Origin of the sequence: Leeuwenhoekiella sp. NPDC079379, from assembly GCF_044542075.1 — a bacterium.
In the GTDB taxonomy this organism is placed as follows: Bacteria; Bacteroidota; Bacteroidia; order Flavobacteriales; family Flavobacteriaceae; genus Leeuwenhoekiella.
This window is the reverse complement of record NZ_JBITTU010000008.1, coordinates 71987-89523: the sequence shown is the minus strand read 5'-3', so window position 1 is coordinate 89523 and position 17537 is coordinate 71987. Positions and strand designations below refer to the sequence as shown.

Annotated in this window: 15 protein-coding genes; 5 read left to right on the top strand and 10 right to left on the bottom strand. The window is 38.3% G+C overall.

All coding sequences use genetic code 11. The features are described from left to right. Window positions 1-54: 54 nt before the first annotated feature. The 7 genes from ACIGAM_RS14625 to metG all read right to left on the bottom strand — a co-directional run bounded on the left by ACIGAM_RS14625 (window position 55) and on the right by metG (window position 8539). The gene (locus ACIGAM_RS14625; RefSeq protein ID WP_396512215.1) at window positions 55-1827 is read right to left on the bottom strand and encodes a sodium:solute symporter family protein; all 1773 of its coding nucleotides are present in this window, start codon (window positions 1825-1827) and stop codon (window positions 55-57) included. A 29-nt stretch (window positions 1828-1856) separates the two neighbouring features. Continuing rightward, on the bottom strand, window positions 1857-2114 hold the full coding sequence (locus ACIGAM_RS14620; RefSeq protein ID WP_028377261.1) for a DUF4212 domain-containing protein: 258 nt from the start codon (window positions 2112-2114) through the stop codon (window positions 1857-1859). A gap of 146 nt (window positions 2115-2260) precedes the next feature. Further along, window positions 2261-2788, bottom strand: a complete 528-nt coding sequence (locus ACIGAM_RS14615) for a hypothetical protein (protein WP_396512214.1) — start codon at window positions 2786-2788, stop codon at window positions 2261-2263. A gap of 130 nt (window positions 2789-2918) precedes the next feature. Continuing rightward, window positions 2919-3821 carry a histone deacetylase gene (locus tag ACIGAM_RS14610; RefSeq protein WP_396512213.1) on the bottom strand — a complete coding sequence of 301 codons (903 nt, stop codon included), beginning with the start codon at window positions 3819-3821 and terminating at the stop codon, window positions 2919-2921. Continuing rightward, the gene (locus tag ACIGAM_RS14605) at window positions 3814-5949 is read right to left on the bottom strand and encodes a Tex family protein (RefSeq protein ID WP_396512212.1); all 2136 of its coding nucleotides are present in this window, start codon (window positions 5947-5949) and stop codon (window positions 3814-3816) included. The genes ACIGAM_RS14610 and ACIGAM_RS14605 overlap by 8 nt, the downstream gene beginning before the upstream one ends. 97 nt (window positions 5950-6046) lie before the next feature. Next, on the bottom strand, window positions 6047-6361 hold the full coding sequence (locus ACIGAM_RS14600) for a GIY-YIG nuclease family protein (protein WP_396512211.1): 315 nt from the start codon (window positions 6359-6361) through the stop codon (window positions 6047-6049). A gap of 96 nt (window positions 6362-6457) precedes the next feature. Beyond that, complete coding sequence (metG, locus tag ACIGAM_RS14595; RefSeq protein WP_396512210.1) at window positions 6458-8539, bottom strand: methionine--tRNA ligase; 2082 nt, start codon at window positions 8537-8539, stop codon at window positions 6458-6460. Window positions 8540-8645: 106 nt separating this feature from the next. On the opposite strand from metG, the gene ACIGAM_RS14590 reads away from it, so the two are divergent. The 4 genes from ACIGAM_RS14590 to ACIGAM_RS14575 are packed head-to-tail and all read left to right on the top strand — an operon-like array spanning window position 8646 to window position 10892. Further along, complete coding sequence (locus ACIGAM_RS14590; protein WP_396512209.1) at window positions 8646-9275, top strand: hypothetical protein; 630 nt, start codon at window positions 8646-8648, stop codon at window positions 9273-9275. Window positions 9276-9281: 6 nt separating this feature from the next. After that, a complete protein-coding gene (locus tag ACIGAM_RS14585) occupies window positions 9282-10187 on the top strand; it encodes an LD-carboxypeptidase (protein WP_396512208.1) in 906 nt (301 codons plus the stop codon). Between the two features lie 15 nt (window positions 10188-10202). Continuing rightward, complete coding sequence (locus tag ACIGAM_RS14580) at window positions 10203-10559, top strand: YraN family protein (protein WP_396512207.1); 357 nt, start codon at window positions 10203-10205, stop codon at window positions 10557-10559. Between the two features lie 9 nt (window positions 10560-10568). Beyond that, window positions 10569-10892 (top strand): HNH endonuclease, encoded by a 324-nt coding sequence (locus ACIGAM_RS14575; protein WP_396512206.1) that lies wholly within the window; start codon window positions 10569-10571, stop codon window positions 10890-10892. Between the two features lie 62 nt (window positions 10893-10954). Here ACIGAM_RS14575 and mfd read toward each other — a convergent pair whose 3' ends face one another. Continuing rightward, window positions 10955-14341 carry a transcription-repair coupling factor gene (gene mfd / locus ACIGAM_RS14570; protein WP_396512205.1) on the bottom strand — a complete coding sequence of 1129 codons (3387 nt, stop codon included), beginning with the start codon at window positions 14339-14341 and terminating at the stop codon, window positions 10955-10957. Between the two features lie 187 nt (window positions 14342-14528). Between mfd and ACIGAM_RS14565 the strand changes: the two genes are divergently transcribed. Next, the gene (locus ACIGAM_RS14565; RefSeq protein WP_396512204.1) at window positions 14529-15884 is read left to right on the top strand and encodes a dihydrolipoyl dehydrogenase family protein; all 1356 of its coding nucleotides are present in this window, start codon (window positions 14529-14531) and stop codon (window positions 15882-15884) included. Here the strand turns inward: ACIGAM_RS14565 and ACIGAM_RS14560 are convergent. Next, window positions 15874-16671, bottom strand: a complete 798-nt coding sequence (locus ACIGAM_RS14560) for a tryptophan-rich sensory protein (RefSeq protein ID WP_396512203.1) — start codon at window positions 16669-16671, stop codon at window positions 15874-15876. The genes ACIGAM_RS14565 and ACIGAM_RS14560 overlap by 11 nt on opposite strands. A 132-nt stretch (window positions 16672-16803) precedes the next feature. Further along, window positions 16804-17439, bottom strand: a complete 636-nt coding sequence (gene pdeM / locus ACIGAM_RS14555; RefSeq protein ID WP_396512202.1) for a ligase-associated DNA damage response endonuclease PdeM — start codon at window positions 17437-17439, stop codon at window positions 16804-16806. Window positions 17440-17537 lie beyond the last annotated feature (98 nt).

The window sequence follows — 17537 nt, the reverse complement described above, 5'->3', positions numbered from 1 at the left end:
AATCCTATAATTCTCAAAACTTTAATTAAATCATAAACTTCTAATATCTCATATTTAATGCTCCTGTGCTTCCCCGGCACCGCTGGGGATTCTAATGTTCTCAACGATTTCCTGTACATCTTCAGGCGGGGCAGGAGTTATTCGTGAGACCACCACGGCGATCACCACATTTACAAACATCGCTATCGTACCAAAACCTTCAGGCGATGTGCCAAACCACCAGTCTGCTTCTGGTAAGGGTTCTAAAACGCCTATAAGTCCGGTTTTGTAGCGTATCATATAAAACAACATCAAGATAATACCTACTACCATTCCGGAAACAGCCCCTTCTTTATTCATACGTTTATCAAAAATCCCTAAAATAATTGCAGGGAAAAATGAAGCCGCAGCAAGCCCAAAAGCCAATGCGACAACTGCCGCAACAAATCCCGGGGGGTAAATACCAAAAATCCCCGCAACCAGAATTGCAAAAAATATGCTTATGCGTGCTGCTAATAATTCACCTTTATCAGAAATGTTAGGTCTTAATTGTTTCTTTATCAAATCGTGAGAAACTGAAGTAGAGATTACCAGCAGTAAGCCCGCAGCGGTAGATAGTGCAGCAGCAAGGCTTCCTGCAGCCACTAAAGCGATTACCCAGGCCGGTAGTTGTGCAATTTCGGGATTGGCAAGAACCATAATGTCTCGATCTACATACAATTCGTTTGTTTCGGTAGTTGCATTACTTACTAAGCGTTCGCCAGATTTACCACGTTCTTCAGTAAATTCGGGTTTACCGGAAACAGCTTCCCCATTTACATACTGTATTTTACCATCTCCATTTTTATCACTCCACGCGATAAGACCTGTATTTTCCCAGTTTTTAAACCACGGCGGAAGGTTTGCATACGCTTTTTCACTAACGGTCTCGATGAGGTTGGTGCGTGCAAAAACCGATACTGCTGGAGCCGTAGTGTACAAAATAGCAATTAGCAACAGCGCATAACCCGCAGATTTACGGGCATCCTTTACTTTAGGAACCGTAAAAAATCGAACAATAACGTGAGGAAGACCTGCAGTACCGGCCATTAAAGCTAGTGTAATTGCAAAAACATCCCAGGTTGATTTTGTTCCTTCGGTATATTCTTTAAAGCCCAGCTGGGTATGCAACGTATCTAATTTCTCTAATAAATAGGTGCCATCTTCTACGCGACCACCCATCCCAATTTGCGGGATAATATTCCCCGTCATTTGTATCGAAATAAAAATTGCCGGAACCATAAATGCGAAGATCAACACACAATATTGAGCTACTTGTGTGTACGTGATACCTTTCATTCCGCCTAAAAAAGCAAAAACGAGCACTACCGCCATACCTATAAGCACCCCGGTAGTAATCTCTACCTGAAGAAACTGAGAAAAAACAATACCTACACCACGCATTTGCCCGGCTACGTATGTAAATGATACAATGAGTGCACAAATCACGGCTACGGTTCTGGCAGTGTTGGAGTAGTAGCGATCACCTATAAAATCAGGTACGGTGAATTTACCAAACTTACGCAGGTATGGAGCAAGCAGTAACGCGAGTAGCACATAACCACCGGTCCAACCCATAAGATAAACAGAGCCGTCATAACCTGCAAAAGAGATGATTCCTGCCATCGAGATAAATGAAGCAGCACTCATCCAGTCTGCGGCTGTGGCCATCCCATTTGCAAGAGGAGATACGCCGCCACCAGCAACATAAAATTCTTTAGTTGATCCTGCGCGTGCCCAGATTGCAATTCCAAAATAAATAGCAAAGGTCACCCCCACTAAAATCCAAGTCCATAATTGAACACTCATAGTTGATATTTAAAATTGAAAAGAACTCATTATTCGTTATAGCCGTATTTTTTATCTAGCTTATTCATAAGCCACACGTATACGAAGATGAGTATGACAAAGACATAAATGCTTCCTTGCTGTGCAAACCAGAAACCTAATTTAAAACCGCCCAGACTATATCGATTGAGAAAATCTTTGAAAAGAATCCCACAGCCAAACGAAACTGCAAACCAAATTATGAGTAATAGGGTGAGATATTTTATGTTCTCACGCCAGTATTTACGTGCCTTTTCGGGAATAGCCATTTTTGTAATTGTGTTAATAGTTTACTAATATAATTCTTTAATTAGAAGTGTGCTACCTGCACTTACCTGTTTATGAGTAAAATATAGGCATAAAAAAACCCGATACATTAGCATCGGGTTCTTCTCACTTTATTTACTTAACTAAATTATATAGTAACCTTAACATCTGCTGTTACTCGAACGGTAAATGTTACAGGAGCATCAGATACTGTTCCTGATGCTGAAAGTGTTGCTGTAGCACCGCTTTTTAAATCTGCTTCAAAAGCATCAACTAGAGATTGATTTACATCTATGTTATAAATCGTACCAGCTGCCGCTGCCTCGGTTAAGTTTACAGAATCACTATCTGATGCCTCAAACCAGGGGTAGGTACTACTTGAAGCAGTAAACATTCCTGTAGCAACTACATTTTCGGTACCGCTTACACTTATGATTTGATAAGTAAGTTTTGTAATTTGTAGATCATCTAACTTATCTAGGTTATCTCTTACATCTTGGTCATCAATACTAATTGTAGTAGATTTTGAAAAGGTTTCTCCTTCAGAAACTGTAATCACTATATTTTCAGTAATTGTGGTGTCTACATCAATATTGATCAATTCATCCACCGCATCACACGAAGTAAATGTAGCAGCAAAAATAAAAAGGGCAAAAAAGGTTTTAATTGTTTTCATAATTCATTTGTTAAATAGTTTAACAAAAATAAAACTAATTAAATAGGAATCAAGGTTTTACTTTAAAATAGGGGGAAAACACCTGCGATTTTAGTTATTCGCATAAAAACCAGTCGTTTGTATAAGAAATCTAATAATAAAGCTCTTGTGCTAATCTATACGTATTTGCGTGAGCCTCAATAATGGTTTTAATCTGGGGAGAATATCCACCGCCCATACTTACCTGTACAGGAATTTCGCTTTCACGGAAACAAGACAATGCAAAACGATCCCGCTCTTTGCAGCCTTCAACAGTGCAAGACAATCGACCTAGCTTATCGGTTTCTAAAATATCAATTCCGCTGAGGTAAAAGATAAAATCTGGGTTTACCTGCTTAATGAGTTTGGGTAAAGTTTCTTTCAACTTAGCTAAATAGAAGTCATCGCCGCTCTTATCAGGTATAGCAATATCAAGATCTGAAACTTCTTTTTTAAACGGATAGTTACCCGCACCGTGCATACTAAAGGTAAACACCGAATTGTCTCCCTTAAAAATTTCTGCGGTGCCATTGCCCTGATGCACATCCAGATCTACAATAAGAATCTTTTGAGCCAACCCCTTTGTCTGAAGGTAGCGCGCTCCAATCGCTTGATCATTAAACAAACAAAAGGCTTCGCCGTGATCACTATAAGCGTGGTGGGTACCACCGGCGATGTTAAAACTGACGCCATTTTCCAACGCATAATGACAACCTAAAATAGTACCCTGAGCGATTATTTGTTCGCGGTCTACTAACTCCTGAGACAGCGGGAAACCAATTTTTCGGACAGCTCTTCGATCTATATTTAGAGCTTTTAGGTTTGTAACGTAGTCATTTGTATGTACTGCACGTATATATTTTTCCTCGGGGAAATCAGGTTCATAGAAATTAGCTTCGGTGCAGGTGCCTTCGTGCAAAAGTTGCTTTGGAAGCAAATCATATTTTTCCATCGGGAAGCGGTGTCCTTCTGGCAATGGGTGTTTGTAAATGGGATGGTATGCGATTTTAAGCATTGAGCTTGTGCAATTTGAGTTGAATACGCTTTCGCTTGATATCTACCTCGAGGACTTTTACTACCACATGTTCCTGTAAGGTTACGTGTGCATTTACATCATTTACAAAGCCATCGGCGAGATTTGAGATGTGAATCAAACCACTTTCTTTAATCCCAATATCTACAAAAGCACCAAAATTAGTCACGTTATTCACAATCCCCGGAAGCAATTTGCCAACTTCCAGATCTTCAATTTTACGTATATTTTGATTAAAAGTAAATGCCTTTGCTGGTTCACGTGGGTCGAGTCCGGGTTTTTCAAGTTCGTCCAAAATGTCTTTTAGCGTAGGTAAGCCCACCTCATCGGTCACGTAATCTTCGAGGCTTATTTCTTTTAAAATGGTTTTATTTCCAACAAGATTTTCTACGGAAACCTTGAGTTTTTTAGCCATTTTCTCGACCAAATCGTAACGTTCTGGATGTACAGCAGAATCATCGAGCGGGTTCTTGCCATCTTTTATTCGTAAAAAGCCACCGGCTTGTTCATAAGCTTTAGCACCCAATCTCGGAACTTTCAAAATTTCTTTCCGCGATGTGAATGCTCCTTTTTCATCTCTATAGGCAACAATATTTTCAGCCAGTTTAGGGCCTATTCCCGAAACATAACTCAATAACGGAACACTTGCCGTATTTATATTTACGCCCACGGTATTTACGCAACTTTCTACAACGCGGTCGAGCTCGCTTTTTAGTTTTGATTGATCAACATCGTGCTGATACTGTCCTACGCCAATAGATTTTGCATCGATTTTTACTAACTCAGCAAGCGGATCTGCCAGGCGACGACCTATAGAAACTGCGCCACGTACCGTCACGTCATAATTAGGAAATTCATCACGGGCGATTTTAGATGCTGAATAAATAGAAGCGCCGGCTTCACTCACTACAAAAACATCTATATTTCTATTGAATTGCATGCTTTTTATAAATTGTTCGGTTTCCCGACTAGCAGTTCCATTACCTATAGCAATCGCTTCAATCTTGTGTGCGTCGACCAGAAAACTTATTTTACGCATTGCGCCTTTTGTATCGTTTTTAGGAGGATGCGGATAAATGGTTTCGTTGTGTTGCAATCCGCCATTTTCATCAAGGCAAACTACTTTGCATCCCGTTCTAAAACCAGGATCGAGTGCGAGAATACGTTTTTCGCCCAGTGGCGAACCTAATAGCAGCTGGCGTAAATTTTTTGCAAAAACTAAAATTGCTTCATTGTCTGCCATCTCTTTTGCAGCACTTAAAGACTCATTACTCAATGCCGGAAATAGCAAACGCTTGTAAGAATCTGCAATTGCCATTTGAATCTGCTCTGCACTGGCATTATTAGATTTTATAATGCGATTCTCGATATTCTGCAAGGCTTTATCATCATCAATATCTATCTTCAATCGTATAAAACCCTCATCAGCAGCGCGCATTAACGCTAAAAACCGATGTGAAGGAATACGCGCTAATGACTCGTCCCACTCAAAATAATCTTTGTATTTCTGTGCTTTTTCTTCGTCTTTTTTAGACTTGACAACTTTAGTGGTAATCTGCGCGTGACGCTCTAATTGATTACGTAAATAATTACGAATGTCCGCACGTTCATTTACCCATTCCGCAATAATGTGGCGGGCACCTTCCAGCGCATCATCTGTTGAGCTAATCGTATCGTTTTGGAACGTCACAGCAGCAGCTTCCAGATCACGGGTATTTTGCGCCATTATGATTTTTGCAAGTGGCTCCAGACCATTCTCACGTGCCGTGTCTGCTTTAGTTTTTCGGGTTTTTTTATAGGGTAAATAAATATCCTCAAGTGCAATTAAATCACTGGTGTTGCTAATTTGCTTTTTGAGTTCTAGGGTTAAAACCTCCTGCTCCTTAAGTGATTTTAATATGGCAGCTTTTCGTTTTTCTAAAGCCTCAAATTGCTCTTTAAATGTTACAATTTCACCTATTTGAACCTCATCAAGATTCCCGGTACGTTCTTTTCGGTAACGAGAAATAAACGGAATAGTAGCATCTTCATCAAGTAACTGCAAGGTGTTTTTAATGCTACTTTCCGGAAGATTAGTTTGAGATAGGAGGTAGGAGAGGATTGCGGACATTTAGATTGTTTATTATGTAAATGCACCTCGACTGCGCTCGATGTGACACAAATGTAAATTATGAAGTAGTAATGTCATGTCGAGCGCAGTCGAGACACTACTCTGGTTTATACTTATAATGGGTTGCATTTCTACATTCGGCCAGAATTTGCAATAAATTATGATCTCCATTAATTAATGCAGTTTTCTTTTTAGCGCTCCACTTTTTAATTTTTTTTTCAAAAAGTATAGCTTGATTGACATCACTAAAATCTTGCGAAAAAACCAAGTTTAAAGGTCTTCTTTTAAATGTATAGCTCTCAGTATTCAGTCCAGAATTATGTTGATTTATACGGGATTCTAAATTATTAGTCAACCCAGTATAATAAGAGCCATCTGAACATTTTAATATATAAACAAAATACGTTTTCATATTTAAAATTTTAGATGACATCTCGACTGCGCTCGATGTGACACAAGATCAAAATTAAGTTTAAAATGATTTTTAAGGTCGAGCGCAGTTAGTACTCTAACTTATAACCCCACCATTTTTAACACCAGCAGTATCTGGGTTCATAAACACGAGTTTACCTTGTGCATCTTCAGTCATTAAAATCATTCCCTGGCTTTCTACACCACGCAATGCGCGAGGAGCAAGATTAACTAAAACAGTAACTTGTTTCCCTATAATTTCCTCGGGAGTAAAACTCTCTGCAATACCTGAAACAATAGTGCGTACGTCAATACCGGTATCTACTTTTAAAACTAAAAGCTTCTTTGTTTTTGGCATTTTTTCTGCTTCGATAATGGTTCCCACACGCATATCTAGTTTAGTAAAATCATCAAATTCGATGGTTTCTTTTTGTGGTGTTACCGTAGCGTTTTCAGCTTGATTACTCATTTTGGTTGCTTCTAATTTGTCTAATTGTTTTTGAATTTGCTCCTCTTCTATTTTGCTAAAAAGCAGAGCAGCTGCATCGATAGTATGACCTACAGGCAGTAAATCTATTTTTTCGCCTAAACTTGACCAGCTTAAAGGTTGAGGTAACGTCATTAGCGGATCATTACTTTCCATATTAAGCATTTCTTTTAAAGTTTTTGCGGTATGGGGTAAAAAGGGTTCGCTTAATACTGCTAGGCTTGCTGCGATTTGTAGTGCAACATACATCACAGTTTGTGTGCGTTCTGCATCTGTTTTCACCGTTTTCCACGGCTCAGCATCAGCTAAATATTTGTTTCCTAATCGCGCTACATTCATCAATTCATTTTGCGCTTCGCGGAAGCGATAACGCTCAATCGAACTGGCAATCACAGCAGGGTAAGCTTTCATTTCGGCTAAAACACGCTCGTCTTCTTCATTAAAAGCTGCGGGCTGCGGTATTACACCTTCATAATATTTACTCGTTAATACCACCACGCGGTTGATGAAATTTCCAAAAATAGCAACAAGTTCATTATTGTTACGTGCCTGAAAATCATTCCACGTAAAATCATTATCTTTTGTTTCTGGAGCATTTGCAGTTAATGTGTAACGCAAAACGTCTTGCTGTCCCGGAAAATCTTGAAGATACTCATGTAACCACACTGCCCAATTTTTTGAAGTAGAGAGCTTATTACCCTCGAGATTTAGAAATTCGTTTGCAGGTACATTGTCGGGTAAAATATAACTGCCTTCTGCTTTAAGCATGGCAGGGAATATAATGCAATGAAAAACGATATTATCTTTTCCTATAAAATGAACCAGTTTTGTGTCTTCATCTTTCCAGTAAGGTTCCCAATCTTTTCCTTCGCGTGCAGCCCACTCTTTTGTAGATGAGATGTAGCCTATGGGAGCATCAAACCAAACATATAAAACTTTACCTTCTGCGCCCTCTACCGGAACTGGAATTCCCCAATCAAGATCCCGAGTTACAGCACGTGGTCTCAAGCCATCATCAATCCAGGATTTGCATTGCCCGTATACATTAGACTTCCAATCTTTTTTATGATCCTCAAGAATCCACTGTTTTAAGAAGTCTTCATAACGTTCTAAAGGTAAAAACCAGTGTTTGGTTTCTTTCATTACAGGTTTTGCGCCAGATATAGTAGATTTTGGATTTATTAGATCTGTCGCATTAAGAGAAGAGCCACAGCTCTCACATTGATCACCATAAGCCTCTTCATTACCACACTTAGGGCAAGTACCTATTACAAAGCGATCTGCTAGATATTGATTTGCTTCGGCGTCATATAACTGCTCTGTAACTTCTTCTATAAAGTGACCTTTTTGGTAAAGTTTTGTAAAGAATTCTGATGCAGTATTGTGATGTACTTCCGCAGAAGTACGGGAATAATTATCAAAAGAAATTCCAAAATCTTCAAATGAATCTTTGATGATTTTATTGTATTTATCAACAACTTCCTGAGGTGTTATCCCTTCCTTTTTGGCTTTGATACTTATTGCAACACCGTGCTCATCACTACCACATATAAAAGCTACATCTTTGTCTATACCTCGTAAGTAGCGTGTATAAATATCTGCCGGCACATACACGCCTGCTAAGTGTCCTATATGTATAGGGCCGTTTGTATAAGGCAGTGCTGCGGTTATTGTATATCTTTTAGGAGTCATAATAAATATAAAATTTTCAGCGGCAAAGATACCATTTATGGGTTTAATCAAAACCAGTGATAGGAGCACATTTATTAAGTATGTATCTTAGTCGTTTATATCATATATGAAGAAGCAAATTTTTATAATTGTAGGGCTTGTAATCCTTTTAGGTTGTAAAGAAAAGTTAGATTCTAAAGCGGCTTCCCCAACTGTTATTCAAGAAGAGACGGTGCAAGAAAATGTATATACAGTTGAAGAAATATACAGACTAGCTGAAGCCAAATTAATTATAGATACATTCGCTGAAGAAGATCTTTTAGAAACAAAACAGTGGATCGAAGAGGGAAGTATGGAAGTAGTTACCTTGAAAGTCTATCCCAACACTCCCAAAGAGCTTCTAATTAATTATACAGATATCAACAAGACTGCCGTTCACAGTATTGAAGCCTATGCTTACGACAGCCCTTGGAAATCTAAAACCGGAATTTACATGGGAATGCCTTTAAATGAACTAGAAGCATTAAATAAGAAATCACTTCGTTTTTATGGCTATGAATGGGACTATGCAGGTGCAGTAGATTTTGAAAAAGGTGCTCTGGCGAGTGAGATTCTTTTTGTCTATTTAGGGACAGATGGGGATGTAGATATGCCAAAAGAACTTATAGGTAGTGATATTACTATAACTTCTGAGCAAGCAAAACAGCACAATATTGACTTTAAAGTAACGGGACTTATGTATCGTCCTAAAAAATAAGATTTCATGTTAACTCCCCCATATTTAAAAAAAGGTGATCGAGTAGGTATCGTTTGTACAGCGCGCAAAGTAGATCTAGATGATCTGGAGAAAGGTATAGTTTATTTAAAAAATATGGGTCTGGTTCCTGTTTTAGGTAAAACAATAGGTGCTTCTGCAGACCAGTATGGAGGAACAGACAGCGAGCGTGCTGCAGATTTACAAGCTATGCTCGACAATGAAGATGTTAAAGCAGTATGGTGCGCAAAAGGAGGGTACGGCACCGTTCGAATTGTTGACAACATCAATTTTTACAAATTTGTAAAATATCCCAAGTGGATTGTAGGGTATAGCGATGTCACAGTCTTACATTCTCAAGTGCATATGTTAGGTTTTGAAACCATACACGCTGTGATGCCGGTAGGCATATCTAGAAATACTAAAGAAGCTAAAGAAACACTTAGACGGGCTTGGTTTGGGAATTCATTAAATTATAGTATTGATTCTACACGCTATAACAGACCTGGTCAAGGAACGGGGGAACTGGTGGGTGGTAATATCTCAATATTATATTCTTTATGCGGTAGTACATCATCTATTGTAACAGATGGTAAAATTCTATTTATTGAAGACCTGGATGAGTATTTGTATCACGTAGATAGGATGATGGTCAATATAAAGCGTAATAATATGCTGTGTAATTTAAAAGGTCTTATCGTTGGCGGGTTAACCAAGATGCACGATAATTCGGTGCCTTTTGGAAAATCGGCACGGGAGATTGTACTGGATGCGGTTAAAGAATATGATTTTCCGGTTTGTTTTAATTTTCCGGCGGGCCATCTCAAAGATAACAGAGCATTAATCTTCGGTAGAACGGTTACGCTCGATGTTTCTGAAAGCCAAACAAACCTATCGTTTAAAGAAGAAAGTTAATACTATATAACTGCTATGAATCACAACGAACTAGGTAAGTGGGGGGAGCAATTTGCAGCAGAATATTTAGAGAAAAATAATTATGAGATTATTGAGCGTAATTGGTTTTTCGCTAAAGCGGAAATTGATATTATAGCCAAAAAAGACAATGAACTCATTATCGTAGAAGTCAAAACGCGCAACTCAGATTTTTTTGGCGATCCGCAGGATTTTGTAACGCCATCGAAGATAAAATTACTCGTAAAAGCGGCTAACGAATACATTATTGCAAACGATCTGGATATCGAAACCCGTTTTGATATTATTGCTGTTCTTAAAAACAAAACTCAAGAAAAACTAGAGCACTTTGAAAATGCTTTTTATCATTTTTGAAACATAATTATGGCTAATCAGTGGGGTATTCCGGCAGATGTTGAGAAATTAGTTTTAAGCCGTGATAAAAAGTGCGTGTATTGCGGGGTTGATTTTTCAATAAACCATGTCTCAAGAAAGACTAAACCATCTTGGGAGCATATAATTAATAATATTCATCTTTCCTCAGTAGAAAATATTGCGCTATGTTGTATTTCTTGTAATGCGAGCAAAGGAGCTCATAAATTAGAAGAATGGCTTACTGGCAAATATTGTTTATCAAAAAGTATAAACGAGAATACTGTAGCAGAAGTAGTTCAAAATGTCATTAGAGAGAATATTTCAAAAACTTAAAAAGAGAAATCAAACTCGAATTAATCTTTCTCTTTTGAGGTTAGTCTTCTGCAGTTTCTAACCTATTCTGAAACTTGTTCTACTTTCTTCGGCATTAGTGGTTTTAAAACATCTATAGCCTTATCTACTGTAGAAATCCCTTGAGCGGTAAGTAATAAACGCAAGCCTTTGCTGGTTTTCTTCTCTTTTAAGGTCACGCGGTTAGAGTGCGTTTGTACATATTGAAGTACGCGGGAGAACGCAGCACTTTGGTAAAACTTAGATTGCTGGTCTGCAATAAAAAACCCAATAAGTTTTTTATTTTTCATTACTACTTTTTCAAGTCCGTAGTGCGTTGCAACCCATTTAATACGTACCGAATTTAATAAGTCGTCTGCTTGTTTGGGCAACTCACCAAAACGGTCTATCAATCGAGTTTCAAAAGCTGCCAGTTCTTCTTCGGTTTTCAACCCGTTAAGTTCTGTATAGAGATTTAAACGCTCGGTTATATTATTGATGTAGTCATCAGGAAACATTAAGGAGAAATCAGAATCGATGACGGTATCTTTTACGTACTCTTTGTTAGTGTCGTCTGCATTGTCTTCAGCATATAAATCTGCAAACTCATTTTCTTTAAGTTCTTCTATAGCCTCGTTTAAGATTTTCTGGTAGGTATCAAAACCTATCTCGTTCATAAAACCACTTTGTTCACCACCCAGAAGGTCACCGGCACCGCGTATCTCAAGGTCTTTCATTGCGATATTGATACCGCTACCTAAACTTGAAAATTGCTCTAATGCCGTCATACGTTTACGCGCATCTTCGGTCATTGTAGAAAACGGAGGTGTAAGGAAATAGCAAAACGCTTTTTTATTGCTTCGGCCTACACGACCGCGCATTTGATGCAAGTCTGATAGTCCAAAATTATTAGCATTATTGATGAATATCGTATTTGCGTTAGGTACATCAAGACCGCTTTCTACAATGGTGGTAGATACGAGTACATCAAACTCGCCATCCATAAACCTGAGCATAAGTTCTTCAAGTTTCTTTCCATCCATCTGGCCGTGACCTATGCCTACTTTAGCATCGGGCACAAGCCGCTGAATTAAACCGGCAATTTCTTTAATATTTTCAATGCGGTTATGAATGAAGAATACCTGTCCGCCGCGTTGTATTTCATACGATACAGCATCTCGTATGGTATCTTCAGTAAAACGCGCGATATGGGTTTCAATAGGGTAACGGTTAGGCGGTGCTGTGGTGATGGTACTTAAGTCACGGGCCGCCATTAAACTAAACTGTAGCGTACGCGGGATAGGAGTTGCCGTTAATGTTAATGTATCTACATTCTCCTTAATCGTCTTAAGTTTATCTTTTACTGCTACACCAAATTTTTGCTCCTCATCTACAATAAGTAAGCCCAGGTCTTTAAATTTTACATTTTTACTGGTAAGCTGGTGTGTGCCTATAATGATATCAACTCTACCATTTGCAAGACGCTCTAAGGTTTCTCGTTTTTCTTTCGCTGTGCGAAAACGGTTTAAATAATCTACAGTAACCGGTAAATCTTTAAGGCGCTCGCTAAAGGTTTTATGATGCTGAAAAGCAAGAATTGTTGTGGGTACTAAAACCGCAACTTGTTTCCCGTTATCAACCGCTTTAAAGGCTGCGCGTATTGCTACTTCAGTTTTACCAAAACCCACATCACCACAGACCAGACGATCCATAGGTCGGGAGCTTTCCATATCTGCTTTTACCGCTTCGGTGGCGCTGCTTTGATCTGGAGTATCTTCGTAAATAAAGCTCGCTTCTAACTCGTTTTGCAAATAGGTGTCAGGACCAAAGGCAAAGCCTTTTTCGAGTCTTCGTTTTGCGTAAAGTTTAATTAGGTTGAAAGCAATTTCTTTAACCCGTGTTTTTGTCTTCTGTTTTAGTTTTTTCCAGGCGGCACTTCCCAGCTTGTAAATTTGAGGCGGTTTCCCGTCTTTGCCATTGTATTTAGTAACCTTATGAAGCGAATGAATACTCAGGTAGAGCACATCGCGTTCGCCATAAATTAATTTAATGGCTTCCTGCATTTTGCCTTCAACCTCAATTTTTTGAAGTCCGCCAAATTTACCAATACCGTGATCTATGTGTGTGATGTAATCACCTACCTGTAGACTGGTTAAATCTTTAAGCGTGATCGCCTGTTTTTTTGCGTAGCCATCTTTAAGTTTAAACTTGTGATAACGTTCAAAAATCTGGTGATCTGTGTAACAGACAATTTTAAAATCTTCATCTATAAAACCTCGGTATAGCGGTAAAATAATGGTCTCATATTGCTTCACGTCAAGTTTTGCATCATCAAAGATGTCTTTAAAACGCTTTGCCTGTTGCTCGCTACTGCAGCAAATATAATTGGTGTAACCCGCGTCGTTATTTTCATTTAAATTTTGAATAAGCAAGTCAAATTGCTTGTTAAATGCCGGTTGTGGGTGTTGACTAAAGCTAATTTGATTCGCGGATTCCTGTCCCGGTAAATCAGTTCCCACTTTTACTAAGGTAAAATCGAGTAATTGTCTTCGTATGGTTTTTGAATCGCAAAATAAAGCCTCTGGTGCTGTGCGTTTGATCTCACTTTCAAGTTGATCATAGGCTTCCTGAGCCTTTTCAAAATTAGTGTCAATACGAGCCGAAAGTTGTTCTAAATCTTGCGCAAAAACAACGGTCTGATCTGAAATATATTTGAAAAAACTATCGCGTGATTCCTGCAATGCCTTATTTTCCACATTAGGCATCAAGCTTATTTTCTCAATCTTTTTTACTGAAAGTTGTGTCTCTACATCAAAGGTACGTATGCTGTCAACCTCATCGCCAAAAAACTCAATACGGTAAGGCTCATCGTGTGAAAACGAAAAAACATCTATAATACCACCGCGTACAGAAAACTCTCCTGGTTCTGTAACAAAATCAACGCGTCTAAACTTGTATTCAAACAGCATTTCGTTTACAAAATCGAGCGATAGCTTATCATTCAGCTTAACCTTTAGAGTACTTTTATCTAGTTCTTTTCGGGTTACTACTTTTTCAAAAAGCGCATCAGGATAAGTGACAATAAGGGCCGGTTTTTTACGACTGTTGATGCGATTTAAAACTTCGGCTCTAAGTAACACATTAGCATTGTCGGTCTCTTCTATTTGATACGGTCTGCGGTAGCTGCCGGGATAGAAAAGTACATTGCTTTCTTTTACTAATTGCTCTAAATCATTGAGCACATAGGCAGCTTCTTCCTTGTCATTTAAAATGATAAGAAAGGGTTTATCTGCAGTTTTAAAACTTTCTGCAATTAAAATGGAAAGCGACGAACCTATAAGGCCGTTCAATGTAATTCGAGATGAATTTTTTTCGCTACTAGAAATAGCGTCTTGCAGTTTTTGCATTTGCAAAGACTGTAAAAAAGGCTGCGTGATCTTGGTTTTACCCATAAGCCGACAAAGATAGTATCTTCTTGTTTTTTATCATTAATCCGCAGGCGTATTTATCATTATTGTAACATAGTATTAATCTATTTACGCAGGTTAATTATGCATTAGAAAAATCATAACAGGTATTTACAATTTTAATAACAAGTTAGACTTGCAGCAAACAGTATCTTTATAAAAAACTAGATTTATGGCAATTGAGCACTTTGATGTATTTGTAATTGGGACCGGTAACGCAGGAAAACATGTAGCTTATGATGCTGTTGAAGCCGGATTAAAAGTTGCCATTGCAGATAATAGAGAGTTTGGCGGTACCTGTGCAAACCGAGGATGTGATCCTAAAAAAGTTTTAGTAGGAATCACCGAAGTTTTAGAACGTAGCCGTGACTTAAGCGGTAAAGGAATCGATGATTTGCCTAAAGTAAATTGGGGAGACTTAATGAAATTTAAAGAGACCTTTACCAGTGCGGTACCCTTTACAACAGAGCGAAAACTGAAAGATGCAGGAATCAAATTATACCACCAGTCGCCAAAATTTATTGATGAGCAAACCCTTTCTGTGGAAGGTAAAACGGTGACAGCAGATAAAATTGTAATTGCGACGGGAAACATACCACTTGAGTTAAAAATACCGGGAAGAGAATATGCGCATATAAGTGATGACTTTTTAGAGCTCAAAGAATTACCCGAAAGCATGATTTTTATAGGTGCAGGATATATTGGGATGGAGTTTGCGCATATTGCTGCACGTTGCGGGGTAGATGTAACTATCGTAGATGTGAATGACGGTATTCTTTCTAATTTTGATAGCCAGTTGGCGAAATATCTTCAGGAGAATTCTGAGCAAATAGGAATTAATTTTGTCTTTAATGCACGAGCCACCGCTATCGAAAAACTTCGGAAGAACTACCGGGTTACTTTAGATCAGGGAGAAGAGTCTATTGAATTGAAAGCTGAAATGATCTTTAATACTGCAGGTCGTGTGCCGGCAATAGCAGATTTAGAGCTTGAAAATGGAAACGTAGCGTTCAGTAAAAAGGGGATTGAGGTCAATGAGTATTTGCAAAGCACAACAAATGTAAATGTTTATGCTTGTGGAGATGTATCAGACACGAGCACATTAGCACTTACACCTATAGCGCATCAAGAAGCGCGTGTTGTAGCTAAGAATATAGTTAAAGGAGAAAATTATTTGAAGCTAGATGTGCCGCCTACGCCTTCTGTCGTATTTACACAACCACAACTGGCAACTGTAGGTTTTAATGAAAAAGAAGCTAAGGAACAGGGTTATGATATTGTCGTACGGGAAGAAAATGTGCCTACTTGGTACAACTCAAAACGAATGAATCAAAATTGCTATGCCTTTAAAACAATCGTTGATAAAAAAACAGGTTATATTTTAGGAGCACATCTATTAAGTTGGGATGCCGCAGAAACTATAAATATGTTTGTTATGGCAATGTGTGGCAAACTAGATGTAAACACCTTAAAAGGGATGGTTTTTACTTATCCCAGCTGGTCTAATGATATTAAATCTATGATTTAAACCGCTCTTTAAGTTTATTAATAGGGTTTGTTTCCCGATTACGATACGCGTGTAATCCTGAAGAAATAGTAAGTAGAAGAGTTCCTAAAAGTGCAAAATAGGCAACACTTTCTAGGTTGTCTTTATGTCTTATGAATATGGCAAAAAGCGCCCATGCGCCTACCAGTGCAAATTCGCGCATATTGCGCAGGTTAATCATAAGCAGGTTTATAAACACAGCAACAGTAATTAACGTCATCGTAGCGATAATCTGGGTTAACTGACTGCCGGCTAAATCTAATTTTACTAAAAATGCTGAAATATTTGCAATGACTGCAACCGCTACCCAACCGCTGTAAATACAAATAGGCCACCATACAAATGCTATAATTTCTATAGGAGCATCCCAGCGTTCCATATTTGTTTTTAAAACAATTTTAAGCAGACAAAAAAGCATCCCAATTATTATAAATACGGAAAGCCATATGTAATCATATGTAAAAGCAACCACCCATAATGCGTTAAGTACATTTACACTCGTAAACCAGTAACCTGTTTGCTCGATATGCGGAGTATCTTTTTTACTGAAAAATGCGCGTCTAATACCAAATATAGCGTACGCCAATAATCCTATGAAAATAACACCCCAGATTGAAAAAGCGTAACCCGCAGGCGTGAATAGATTGTCATAAAGATTACTCACTTCGCCAATGGTAGTATCATTCCAGCGCTGTGCCTGTGATAAACCATTTATTGTAATAACCAGGATTACCGAAAGTAAATTGAGTATAGCGAGTTTCTTTTTCATAGATTTTGATGTGTGTGAAATCAAATTAATATTCTGAGTCTGATGAATAGATTGAAGTATTTAATCCTTTAGCGCAAGTAATAATTCGCAAGATTTAAAAATAGTATCATTCAATTGCGTAAGAGCAGCTTTCTATTGAACCTGTATTACCTCTTTTTTTGTTACGGCAAAAACAGCATCTCCAGGTTTTGGCTCCAGATAATAGTTTCCGGTAAATGTACCGAAAGCCGGTAAGATCAATTGATTTTCAGTCTTAAAGAAACATGAAAGTTTTAAAACCTGACGGCCTATTCCGCCCAGACGAATTCCCGGATGTATATGTCCGCAAAAATTGAAAAAACCTTCAGTTTCCTCCGGGTGATGCGTAAGTAAAAAAGGTCCGGTTTTAATTTCAGAATATATGGGAACTCCCAGTTTTTCATAGTTGAGCGGAGCAATGATATCATGATTTCCTGCTACTAAAATGATATTTTCTTCTCGGGAGGCAACCCAGTCCTCAAATAAATTCCATTCGGTATTTAAACTACTGTGAAACAGATCTCCCAGAAAGCAGATCCCTTTAGGTTTAAAAGAATCTGCAATGCGTGAAAGTTGTATGAAATTTTCGGCTACTGCCTTAAATGGCACAGCGCTCCCGTGTTTTCTAAAATGAGACACTTTTCCCAGATGTACATCTGCAATAAGAAGCGTCTCTTGTTCTACCCAATAAATACCACCTGCAGGATGTAAAATAAAGGTATTATTAAGTATGGTAATGGTTTGATTCATAGCGCTGCAAATTTCAGTATTTTTAGCCACTTCTTAAACGCAGACGCATAAAAAATGCCGAAGCTAAACTTCGGCATTTTATAATATCTATAATAGTG